The sequence below is a fragment of the Paenibacillus sp. Z3-2 genome (assembly GCF_054161325.1).
Genome location: NZ_CP096397.1, coordinates 6,594,136 through 6,605,927 on the forward strand (window position 1 = coordinate 6,594,136; position 11,792 = coordinate 6,605,927).

Genomic DNA, 11,792 nt, shown 5'->3' on the forward strand with positions numbered 1-11,792 from the left:
TGCAATGTCGCATAACCGTTTTTATATGTCGTGTTCTTTACCTTTATACTTCATAAGATGTTCCCTCCTGATTAGGCTAATGAAATAAACGTACGCATTCCTGCTCCAAAAACTCCACTACTTCAGCATTTAATACCTTTGTTTATACAATTTCCAGTATTTATTTAAATAGATTATATTCAATCGTCATCAACAAGTCCATTACAATATGAAACAGGCGATATACATCTATGAGCACGCCTGCTTTACCTTCCTATCTTACTCTGTTTGCAATACTTCCATCAGGTTATCGTACTCTTCACTGGTCAGATACTTCGAGATTACCTGTTCAATCTCACGCAGTTCCTGTTCCGTTAGGCCACCTTCCATGGCACCTGAGATCTGTTGCATTTCTTTCTGCGGCAGTTTGTTCATGAGCAGGCTGAAGATCTTTTCTTTCTCCTCTACGGGCAGCTTATCCTTCGCTCCTGTGATGTCATCTGGTGATACTACAATGGCATCATTGCCCGAAGAAGCATCACCGCTGGCCGCACCGGTTCCGTTTCCTGAAGCTGAGCCATTACCCTCTGCTGTTCCTGAATCATTCCCCGTGCCTGTATCCGTCCCACTGCCTGCACTCGCGCCTGAGTTCGATCCTCCATCCGAATCTGTACCTGAGCCTTCTCCTGCGCCCTCACCTGATCCGCTCCCCTGGGACGAACCGTTGCCTGAATCTACGCCAGATTCACCGCTCTCCGGACCGTTGCCCATGACCGAAACGGCATCTTCCGGAACACGTTCTTCTTCTGTTCCTGCAGGCTGATCTATCGTTCCATTTCCCGGCTTATTACCCTCACTGGTTTTACCACCCAAGGCACCCTGAAACATAGTCGTTAATCCCATGGGTTGACCTTCCCACTGAATATTGAAACTCGCGAGTAGCGATTTCGCATATGACTGTACAATTAATCCGGTCGTGAGCAGTGTCAGTGAACTGACCAGCAACACCGTTAGCACGATTTTGACAAACCACACAAGCAACTTCATTCCGTTCTCTCCCTCCGATTATCCCACCCGTCTAGCATGCGCTTGTCGGGGTCTGTGACTCTACTGTTAACCAGTATTGACGGAAATCTCGAGATTATATCCGAAAAACATACAAAAAGCCTCCAGTCATTGCTATAAAAGCAACAACTGGAGGCTCTACCTGCCTGAGTGGGCAGTCTATCCTATTTTATAATCCAAGAAATATGATCTCTCTATGTGTTGAATTATTCGTAGATTGGAAGAACTTGATTCGTTTGCTCACGGTTACGACCAACAGAGAAGATGGCAATTGGAATGCCTGTCAGTTCGGATACGCGTTTTACATAATTCTGTGTGTTCACTGGCAGGTCTTCAAGTTTCTTCGCTCCAGTGATATCTTCGCTCCAGCCTGGCAGCTCTTCGTATACTGCTTCACATTCAGCCAGCATTTTGAGGCTTGCCGGATAGTGTGTGATGATCTCGCCGCGGAATTTGTATCCTGTGCAGATTTTTACGGTTTCCAGACCTGTCATTACGTCCAGAGAGTTCAGGGACAGACCTGTAATTCCGCTGACACGACGCGCGTGACGAACGACAACACTATCGAACCAACCCACACGACGTGGACGTCCAGTTACAGTACCGTACTCATGTCCAGTCTCGCGGATTTGGTCGCCGATGGCATCATGCAATTCCGTAGGGAATGGGCCATCTCCTACACGGGTTGTGTAGGCTTTCGCTACACCAATCACTTGCTGGATCCGAGCTGGGCCTACGCCAGAACCGATACATACGCCACCTGCGGACGGATTGGATGATGTTACAAATGGATAAGTTCCTTGATCAAGGTCCAACATTACGCCTTGTGCGCCTTCAAATAATACTTTTTTGTCCTCATCAATATATTCGTTCAGAACAACGGATGTATCACGTACGTAAGGGCGCAGAATTTCTGCATATCCCAGATAATCTGTCAGAATCTCTTCGACATCAACGGGCTGGCCACCGTAAACTTGCTCGATCATGCGGTTCTTTTCTTTGACCAGATGACGCAATTTCAGTTCGAACTCTTCAGCATCCAGCAGGTCAACCATCCGAATACCAATACGAGCTGATTTGTCCATATAACATGGGCCAATACCCTTGCCAGTCGTACCGATTTTGTTCGGGCCTTTGCTCTCTTCTTCGAGTGCATCCAGTACCATGTGATATGGCAAGATGATATGTGCGCGCTCACTGATGGACAGGTTCTTCGTTGTGAAATCATTGTCATGAATATAGTTAATTTCTTCGATGAGTGCCTTCGGGTTGATAACCATTCCGTTACCAATGACACACGCTTTATCCGTGTAGAAAATCCCTGATGGAATCATCGTCAGTTTATATTTTTTGTTATCAATCAGAATCGTATGACCCGCATTGTTACCACCTTGATAACGAGCCACCACATCAGCGCTCTCAGCCAAATAATCCGTGATTTTACCTTTACCTTCGTCTCCCCATTGCGTTCCCACTACAACTACCGTTGACATAGTTAACATTCCTCCGTGGGTGCCTTGCGCACCTTTGTATTGGTCTGTCCGTCCTCTATCCCGGCAGGCATGTTACGCAATAAACCGACTGAGAAGCGTGCTAACGGACAGTAAAAATCTCCTTCCGTTACATTCAAGGGAAGGTTTGCGCTGCTTTAACGCAGCAGTATTAGTGTACCAGTACCCTTTTTCAAAGTCAAATCAAATGGCGAACAATTAGATATAGTACAACCGTAATGTTCGGAATTGACCTAATATTTCGACAAAAAAACCGGAGACTTCAGTCCAAGCTTGCTTGACTGCTATCACCGGTTCAAGGATACCATTTCAATGCGAATCTATATCTGGTATTTATAACACATGTTTGAGTCCAGTTACGCTAATGGTTGATGTTCGGGACAGACGGATTTGCTTCCTGTTGGAAGCAGTCAGCGCCTGTCCGTTACATCGCGAAGGCGTCATTGTGCGCCCTCTCGTAATTGACGAATTTATTAAAGTTTTTCAGGAAGACCAGTTCCACCGTACCTACCGGACCATTACGCTGTTTGGCGATAATAATCTCGATAATATTTTTCTTCTCGGTCTCCTGGTTGTAGTAGTCATCCCGGTACAGGAACGCTACGATGTCGGCATCTTGCTCGATCGAACCCGATTCCCGCAAGTCACTCATCATCGGACGTTTATCCTGACGTTGCTCTACACCCCGACTCAGCTGGGACAAGGCAATAACCGGAACTTCAAGTTCCCGGCCAATTTGTTTCAGTGTACGGGAAATCTCGGATACCTCTTGTTGACGGTTCTCCCCTGCCTTACCACGTCCACTAATCAATTGAAGATAGTCGATCAGGATCATGCCAAGGCCCTTCTCTTTCTTAAGGCGTCGGCATTTGGCACGAATATCTGCTACGGTAATGCCTGGCGTATCATCAATAAAGATGTTGGCTTCCGACAAAGCTGCAATACCCATCGTCAGCTTCTGCCAGTCTTCATCACCTTTGAAGTCACCCATACGCATAACACTCGCATCCAGGTTGGCTTCCGCACAGATCATACGTTGCACCAGCTGGGCAGCTGACATCTCCAGACTGAAGATGGCTACCGTCTCCTGTGCCCGAATGGCCACGTTCTGAGCGATATTCAGGGCGAAGGCCGTCTTACCTACGGAAGGACGGGCTGCTACAATAATCAAGTCACTGCGCTGGAATCCGGCAGTCATTTTGTCCAGATCGATAAATCCGGACGGGATTCCTGTCGTTGTTCCCTTATTCTGATGTAGGGTTTCCACTCGATCGAATACTTCCATCAATACGTCCTGAATGGCTATAAAACCACTACTGGAGCGACGGTTGGAAATCTCCAGAATGCGACGTTCAGCTTCTCCGAGCATAGCTGCAACATCTTCGCCGCCTGTATATCCTTCACTCACGATCTGTGTTGCGGTTCGAATCAGGCGACGCAGCATCGATTTCTCTTCGATAATCTGAGCGTAATAGTCTACGTTCGCGGCTGTAGGTACACCATGGGCCAGCTTAGCCAGATAACTAACGCCGCCGATATCCTCCAGCTCGCCTTTATCCTTCAGAAGCGAAGTCAGTGTCACGAGGTCAATCGGTTGATTTCCCTCACCAAGCTGAATCATCGCTTCGAAAATTAATTGATGGGGCTTATCATAGAAATCCTCGGTTTGCACCCGTTCCATTGCTGTAATCAGGGCTTCACCCTGCAACAGGATTGCACCCAGCACGGCCTGTTCGGCTTCCAGGTTCTGCGGGGGAATCCGGTCGAATAACATTTCGCCGCCCATCTTACTCTTCCGTTACCTGTACCTTCAAGGTTGCCTTCACTTCAGGGTGAACCTTGATAGTTACTTGTGTTACGCCGAGTGTACGAATAGGCTCGTCCAGCTCGATTTTGCGTTTGTCTACCTTCAGACCCTTTTTAGACAACGCTTCTGCGATTTGTTTGCTGGTAATTGCACCGAACAGACGACCACCTTCGCCGGACTTGGCTTTCAGTTCAGTCACTTCTGCTTCCAGCTTCTTCGCGAGTGCTTCCGCTTCTGCTTTCTCTTCCTGTTTGATTCTTTCTTCAGCAGCCTTCTGGTTATCCAGTGTCTTCATGTTGCCATCCGTTGCTGGACGTGCGATTCCCCGTGGCAGTAGGAAGTTCTGAGCATAGCCCTCAGATACTTCTTTCACTTGCCCCTTCTTGCCTTGACCCTTCATATCTTTTATAAAAATGACTTTCATTCGAACAGCCCCTCTTCCTTTTCGATTTCAGCCAGTACGTTCGTCAGCCGTTTTTCTGCCTCTCCAAGCGTTCCTTCAAGCTGCACGGCAGCATTCGTCAAATGTCCGCCACCGCCCAGTCGTTCCATGACAACCTGAACATTCATGCGCCCCAGCGATCTCGCACTGATGCCAATCAGTCCATCCGGACGCTCACTTATAACAAATGAAGCGACCACGTCAGTCATGTTCAGCAATGTGTCCGCCACCTGGGCGATCATCATCTGTGAAATCTTGCTGCCAGGGTCCGTGACCGCCAGCGCAATGTTTCCATATACCATTTTAGCATGCTTTATGATTTCTGCCTTAGCAATATATTCTGACAGGTCCTCTTTCATCAACCGCTGGACCATAATGGTATCCGCACCGCTACGACGCAGGAAGCCTGCCGCTTCGAACGTTCTGGAACCAGTATGCAGTGCAAAGTGCTTCGTATCCATCGTAATCCCTGCAAGTAGAGCCGTAGCTTCGAGCGGAGTGAATTGGACCTTGTCATGAATGTATTGCAAGAGCTCTGTTACCAGTTCCGCAGCTGAGGACGCGTAAGGTTCCAGATAGATCAACACAGCATCATTGATGAACTCCTCACCCCGACGATGATGATCCACAACTACAACACGGGTTGCAGACTGCACCAGTTTCGGCTCCATTGTCATAGAGGCCTTATGTGTATCCACCACAACCAGCAACGTGTGCTCTGTCATCATCTGAGTTGCTTGTTCCGGTGATACAAATGCCTTGGACAACTTCTCGTCCTTGTTCACTTGCTCCATCATGCGTTCAATCGATGGATTAATTCCATCCAGCACAATTCGTGCTTCCACATTGTACAGACTCGCCGCTTTCCATACCCCGATGGATGCACCGATTGCGTCCATATCCGGGATTTTGTGCCCCATAATGAGCACCCGATCGCTCTCCTGCATCAGATCACGCAGCGCGTGCGCAATAACGCGCGCTCTTACCCGTGTCCGTTTCTCCACTGCGTTGGACTTGCCGCCATAGAAAGACAGCCGTTGCCCCGATTTCACAGCGGCCTGGTCGCCACCGCGTCCAAGTGCCATGTCCAGACTGGACTGTGCCAGTTCTCCCATCTCGCTGATGCTATCCGAACCAAACGCCAGTCCTACACTGAGTGTCATTGGCACTTTGAGGTCAGCGGTCATCTCCCGAACTTCATCCAAAATGACAAATCGACTCTGCTCCAGTTCCTGCAAAGACTTATGATTCAGCATCAACAGATAACGGTCAGAAGACAGACGGCGCAGGTACACTTCATATTGCTTGGCCCATGACGTAATCTCGCTAGTCACACGGGCAATCAGCGCTGTACGCTGCTGGTCGTCCATGCCCTGGGCAGCCTCGTCCAGATTATCCAGAACGAGAATACCCAATGCAAGGCGTTCATTTTCATATTTATCACGAAGAATGGCTAGCTCCGTAATCTCGTATACATATACATACCGCTCCTGCGGGTTATGAATAACTCCATAATGCCGATCATCCAACTGGAATTCGTCATGAAACTCCTTGGATGAATGTTCCTTGGTCCCATCCTTCTTCTCTTTAGGTTGAGGAAGTTTGGGAAACAAATTAGGTAGCGGATTGCCTACCAATGTCTTCTCCTGGAACATCTCCGCGACAAAGCGGTTATGCCACTCTACCGTACGATCTTCGCTGTACAGCACAATTCCGAATGGAAGCATGCTGACCGCTTCCCCCTCCATCCGTTTGATCCGAATGGACAGGCCATTAATGTAGTCGTTAAGCTCACGGCGGAACGCGAGTTCCGCCTTAATCATGACGATTCCCAGCGCCGAGGCCAGTATCAGACTAATCAAACCAAGCGTCCAGTTATAGATGGTAACGAACATAACGAGCAACAGCAGCAGTATGAACGCCCATACGGTATAGTAGCCGTGCCAGCGTTTCTTCAGAAATTTAGGCATGACTCATCACCCTATCGTTTTGATTTCGATATTGCCTCACGAAGCGGGAACGCCAGATCGATAATTCCGATAATCCGAAGCGGACCAATGAAGAAGACCGCAACCGCCAGGAAATACGGTATAACCGGATTCCATTTCTTTGTATGTGAGAGAAAGAAGAAGAAACCGATCGCTTGAATCATGAAGCCCAGATTAATTAAAGGCGATAGATTCATGGCAATCATGGTCCAGTATGTTCCATCACTCTGTCTGGAGATGACCTCAATCAACAGTGCGAGGAAATAATACCAGATCAGTGCACGCGGCATACGCCACTCTCTCGCTGGTGGAAGCTTCGATACAGCTACACCCATAACATTCAGGATCGGACGAGCAATGACGTGTGTGATAAAGGCCATTACCATCGATGTCACAACCAGTGCAAAAGGAATCATAAGCTGCGTTTGTTTGGCCACATCCGCTGTCATCTCAGGCGTCCATGCGAACCCGTTGATCATCTGGTTGGATGTATTCGTTAACGGTTCGATGGTCAGTCTGACCACATCTTCAATATAGCTGGACAGGTCGAATTGGAAAATGACACTGCCGACCAAGAGCAACAACAAGTATTCTGCCAGCATCGCGCCACTCCCCGCCATAAGCGTGAACAGGGCTGACTTCCGTTTTTTATACGCGTGACCCATAACGATCGCAGGCAGGGTAAAGATGAGCAATAGTAACAGATAAATAGGATGGAATATGACCAAAATAACGGCCACGGGCACGAGATGCCATATAAATGACTTTAAAGATAATGAAGCATACAAAATAACTCCCGGAATCATCATAAAAAATATGGCAAGTACCGATAAAGGAGTTAACAGCGAAAGTAGCAGGAGCAGATAGACTGCGCTCCAAACAGCTGATTTAAAGCTAAATTTCAACAAATTCACCTCTTACGCATATGATCTTCTAGCGCGGAAATATCCTGGTACCAGTCTTCAAGCTGGTGACCTTCCTGTTTATGCTTTTTCAACTTCTCCACAAGCAGTGCATCCAGATCCTTGAAAGGAATACCGAGCCTGCGGCCCAATATGTAACTACTCATGATTAAACTGGCAAGACTATCCCCGATTCGAGTTGTACTGCCTTCCCATAACGCCTTGAATAATCGGGATACCTGATCAAGTACTTCGGTTTTAAGCCATTCAATCACTTTAGCGCGTTTGGCTACATCCAGTTCTTTAGGCATATTGGCGAAAGTCACTCTCCCCCGAAAAAGCTTTATTCTCGATTATAGCATAAAAAGAGGGCCCGCAAAATTACCCCAAAAAGCGGAGAAGTTCTCCAAAACTGATCTCAGGTACTTATGCGGAGTCCTCCGTACATCCAATCCACATATATATTTGTATAAAACTTCGAATACACCCTTGGTAAAGGACTTCTTAAGTTTAACATGATACCGGGCGGCTGTGATTATCCCTGCTGTCACAATAATGTTTAAATTCGTTAGGGCTTACTTGGCTTTAATCGATTCTTTGGCCACAATACCCTCGCAGTACTCAATAATCTGACTCCGTCTGACAATACCAATGAAACGCTCCATATCATCGACCACAGGAACAAAGTTCTGAACTTTGGCCAAGTTAATCAGGTCTTCCATATTGGCGTCAATGGATACGGGCTTAATATCCAGGCGAAGCGGAACGTCTTTGAGCAAGAATTTTGAAGCGTTTTCAAATGAAATCTTTCCCTCGGCATTCTTCATATACCACAGTAAGTCGCCTTCGGTAACCGTACCAATATATTTGCCTTCCTTATTCAAAATGGGCACCGCCGTAAACCGATGATATTCCATCCGTTCCAACGTTTGCCGCAGCGTAGAATCCGACGTCACGCACGTAACCTCTTGTTTGGGCAGCAAAAAAAATGCAATGTTCATACCCTTACGTATCCTCCTTGTGAATTTCTTCGTTCAACTTATCTCGCTCAACTTATATTATACGGATCAGAACGGATGATGTTCCAAAACAACCTCTACAAAGAAAAAAACAGCAGCCCGCAAATAAACGTACTGCTGATTATGGTCTACAACAAACCATTGGTATGGAATTGGTTATTCAATCATTTGCCGGTCAGGGATCATTACTTCACCGGCTGGGGTCGATTGATCCATCCAGTTGTTAATCAGCTCTTTGGCATATTGGACATCTTTCTCGTCAGCCTGACCATAATAGATACCGTCTTTTTTCATCCCCTCACCCAGAATGGTGAAGCTTGAAATCTGCGGTTTCTCCTGAGTAAGCACCTGTTTGGCCAGATCAATAATGAAAGAAGCTCGCATATCCGTCTGGAAGCTGTCTCCCATGATCTGAATCAGTTCCGGGATTTTGGCAATTTGGTTCAAATTCAACATTTCATTCGCCATTGCGTTCAGGAAAATCTGCTGCCGTTTGGTACGATTAAAATCGCTATCTTCACGGTATCTTACATAATACAGTGCTTCCTGCCCGTCATAGATCGGCTTGCCACCTTCAATCGTGAATTGCACATGATTCGGATCTTTGTTTACAATGTCCTCATCAATCGGCAGTTTCACACCACCAAGCGCATCAACCACTTTTTTGATCCCGTCGAAGTTGATCGTTGCATAGTATCCTACATCGGCATCAAGAAACTTCTCCACCGTATTGATGGACATATTCTCCCCACCGAAAGCATAGGCATGCGCCAGCTTATCATAATCATCTTCACCGTCTTTGTTCGCATCTCGTCCCACAATTTGCACATACGTATCACGTGGAATGGATACCAGAAGCACACGGGATTCCTTGGGACGAACTACAGCATAGATCACTGTATCCGAACGTCCACGCGTCTTCTCATAGGCGCGTTTGTCCGAACCCAGCAGTAATACAGAGAAAGGTTCCTTGCGATATACCGTTGGATCAGGCGTATTGTTGCCTTCCTGCGGTACATAAGAGCGGGATAACTGATCTTCTACCGAACCGGCGAGAAACAGATCAAATGCCGCTACAGCCAGCTGTTGACGGAACAAATAACCCCCAATCAACAAAACAACCAGTGAAACGAGCGTTATATATAGGCCTTTTCTTCTTTTCTTCTTCTTATCTTTAGTTCTGCTTTTCATCCATTAATTCCTTCTTCACTATCAAAATGATAATCCATAATACCAATTAAACGCCTGGGATGACTTGTGACTCGGTGTTCTCTGAAGTTTTCTCTCTCTGGAATTAAGACACCGCTTACGCTCGTTCTATTGTAATCATTGCGGGAAGATGAAAAGTTACAATCCGGTTAAAGTGAAAAGAACAGTGACTCCTTTTTTAGTTACAAAAGGTACACTGTTCTCTTGATTTCCACACGCATCAAATCATTTCGTGGATACACTTTCCACATCAAGGATCTTCTCTTTTTGACGCAGACGTCCCGTTATAAGCGCAGCCACCAGCGTAAGCACACTGAATACGACCGCAGACCAGAAAAGTCCATTGTAACCCTGACCTGTCGTTTGATGCACTGCCTGGAGCAACACATCACGGATACCTTCATCAGGAATTTGGGACAGGCCCTCTGTCAGACTGGATACATCACTTCCGGATGATCCGCCCGACGCATATTGCTCCAGCATCTCGGGCGGCACCTGAATCCCTTTATCAGCGAACCCTGTCTGAATGTTGGATCCCAGATTAGTAAAAGAACGTGCCAGGAATCCGGCAAAAATGGTAGGCGCAATAGCCATAGCCATCTGGCGGAATAACGAACTGGTCGCTACCGCGATGCCTTTGTTGTTCTCTCCCGCCTGTTCCGTGACAAGTACGTTTACTGGCGCACCGAGCATCATGCCGAAGCCGATACCTACGAGCGTACTTGCAATAACAAATTGCCAGATATGCTCCACCCATAGTGGGAACAGCAGGAATCCAATCGCAGATAACAGGCCTGCAACGGATAATGTCCAGATCGGTCCTTTGCGGTCAACGAGGTAGCCGCCACCACCAGCCCCGATACCGGATGCCAGCGCGAGCGGAGTAAACCAGTACCCGGAAGCTGTATTGGATACGCCGAGATATTGCTCAACAAAACCTGGAATAAAGATCACCGAAGCAAGAATAGCTCCGGAGAAAAAGGCAATTAGAAGCGTCCAGCGAAAGGACGCGATGCCCAGAAGTTGCGTCGATACAACAGGTTCACGTTCAGATCCTTCCAGTCTTTTTTCCATAAAGTAAAAGAGCACCAGAATGATCACACCTGCCAAGAAGAAGCCATAGAACATCGGTGATCCCAGGCTTTGAAGCATGTTCACACCGTCCAGATTGCTGAAGCTAAACATTAAACTGAGTACACCTAACGTCAAGACAGCGATACCGCTCCAGTCCACTGCTGCACGATTCAATTCCTGCTCTTCATGAATAAATCGAATGCCTGCAATGAATAGCAGAATGGCGATAGGTACGTTGATCAGGAATAACCAATGCCAGTTGCCCGTAATGTCCAGTATAAAAGCACCGACATTGGGCCCCAAAATGGCGGCAACACCATTCATGCCTCCGAGCAGACCCAAGGCTGTACCTTGACGCTCCGCCGGGAACTTGCTTAGTACGTATGAGCTGGCTATGATAAATATCCCCCCGCCGCCCAAAGCTTGAATGACACGAGCAATCAGGAAGAAGGTAAACGATGTGCTTAGCGCGACCAGCAGCGACCCGATCCCGAACAACGCCACTTCGATCAAAAACAGTTTCTTGCGACCATAACGGTCTGATAGCTTGCCTGCAATAGGAACACTCACCGCAAGCCCAAGCGTGTAGAGCGTAATTGTCCACGCCCCCCATGTTGGCGACACACCAAACGATGCATTTAAGGTGGTCAGTGAAGAGGTGATGATCCCGTTATCCAGCGCTGCCATGAATACCCCTATGGCAAACAGGATCAACGGCCATTTCATTTGTTTTTGCATCACATGTTACCTCCCGATTAGATCTTAAATTCAGTATCGTACAGTAGGTTTGGTACAT

The 11,792-nt window shown here is 47.3% G+C and carries 10 protein-coding genes; all 10 read right to left on the reverse strand.

The features are described 5' to 3' along the window. Positions 1-258 precede the first annotated feature (258 nt). Entirely contained in the window at positions 259-1,026 is a 768-nt protein-coding gene (locus tag M1D71_RS29390) for a hypothetical protein (RefSeq protein ID WP_458124763.1), read from the reverse strand. 224 nt (positions 1,027-1,250) lie between these two features. After that, positions 1,251-2,537: an adenylosuccinate synthase gene (locus M1D71_RS29395; RefSeq protein ID WP_458124764.1), complete on the reverse strand. Its 1,287-nt coding sequence runs from the start codon at positions 2,535-2,537 to the stop codon at positions 1,251-1,253. 442 nt (positions 2,538-2,979) lie between these two features. Continuing rightward, positions 2,980-4,341: a replicative DNA helicase gene (dnaB, locus tag M1D71_RS29400; RefSeq protein ID WP_036611922.1), complete on the reverse strand. Its 1,362-nt coding sequence runs from the start codon at positions 4,339-4,341 to the stop codon at positions 2,980-2,982. A gap of 1 nt (position 4,342) precedes the next feature. Next, positions 4,343-4,786, reverse strand: coding sequence for a 50S ribosomal protein L9 (gene rplI, locus M1D71_RS29405; RefSeq protein WP_458124765.1), 444 nt, complete (start codon positions 4,784-4,786; stop codon positions 4,343-4,345). Then, entirely contained in the window at positions 4,783-6,774 is a 1,992-nt protein-coding gene (locus tag M1D71_RS29410; RefSeq protein WP_169482662.1) for a DHH family phosphoesterase, read from the reverse strand. The genes rplI and M1D71_RS29410 overlap by 4 nt, the downstream gene beginning before the upstream one ends. Before the next feature lie 11 nt (positions 6,775-6,785). Beyond that, positions 6,786-7,697, reverse strand: coding sequence for a DUF2232 domain-containing protein (locus M1D71_RS29415; protein WP_458124766.1), 912 nt, complete (start codon positions 7,695-7,697; stop codon positions 6,786-6,788). A gap of 5 nt (positions 7,698-7,702) precedes the next feature. Further along, on the reverse strand, positions 7,703-8,005 hold the full coding sequence (locus M1D71_RS29420) for a MazG-like family protein (RefSeq protein ID WP_017691445.1): 303 nt from the start codon (positions 8,003-8,005) through the stop codon (positions 7,703-7,705). 264 nt (positions 8,006-8,269) lie between these two features. Then, positions 8,270-8,695, reverse strand: coding sequence for a CBS domain-containing protein (locus M1D71_RS29425; RefSeq protein WP_062836539.1), 426 nt, complete (start codon positions 8,693-8,695; stop codon positions 8,270-8,272). 174 nt (positions 8,696-8,869) lie between these two features. Next, entirely contained in the window at positions 8,870-9,904 is a 1,035-nt protein-coding gene (locus M1D71_RS29430) for an LCP family protein (protein ID WP_458124767.1), read from the reverse strand. A gap of 243 nt (positions 9,905-10,147) precedes the next feature. Further along, positions 10,148-11,734 carry an MFS transporter gene (locus M1D71_RS29435; RefSeq protein ID WP_458124768.1) on the reverse strand — a complete coding sequence of 529 codons (1,587 nt, stop codon included), beginning with the start codon at positions 11,732-11,734 and terminating at the stop codon, positions 10,148-10,150. Positions 11,735-11,792: the final 58 nt, after the last annotated feature.

Excerpts from the sequence above, each read along its gene's own strand:
- M1D71_RS29390 (WP_458124763.1), bottom strand. The coding sequence starts at position 1,026 with ATGAAGTTGCTTGTGTGGTTTGTCAAAATCGTGCTAACGGTGTTGCTG.
- M1D71_RS29395 (WP_458124764.1), bottom strand. The coding sequence starts at position 2,537 with ATGTCAACGGTAGTTGTAGTGGGAACGCAATGGGGAGACGAAGGTAAA.
- dnaB (WP_036611922.1), bottom strand. The coding sequence starts at position 4,341 with ATGGGCGGCGAAATGTTATTCGACCGGATTCCCCCGCAGAACCTGGAA.
- rplI (WP_458124765.1), bottom strand. The coding sequence starts at position 4,786 with ATGAAAGTCATTTTTATAAAAGATATGAAGGGTCAAGGCAAGAAGGGG.
- M1D71_RS29410 (WP_169482662.1), bottom strand. The coding sequence starts at position 6,774 with ATGCCTAAATTTCTGAAGAAACGCTGGCACGGCTACTATACCGTATGG.
- M1D71_RS29420 (WP_017691445.1), bottom strand. The coding sequence starts at position 8,005 with ATGCCTAAAGAACTGGATGTAGCCAAACGCGCTAAAGTGATTGAATGG.
- M1D71_RS29425 (WP_062836539.1), bottom strand. The coding sequence starts at position 8,695 with ATGAACATTGCATTTTTTTTGCTGCCCAAACAAGAGGTTACGTGCGTG.
- M1D71_RS29430 (WP_458124767.1), bottom strand. The coding sequence starts at position 9,904 with ATGAAAAGCAGAACTAAAGATAAGAAGAAGAAAAGAAGAAAAGGCCTA.
- M1D71_RS29435 (WP_458124768.1), bottom strand. The coding sequence starts at position 11,734 with ATGCAAAAACAAATGAAATGGCCGTTGATCCTGTTTGCCATAGGGGTA.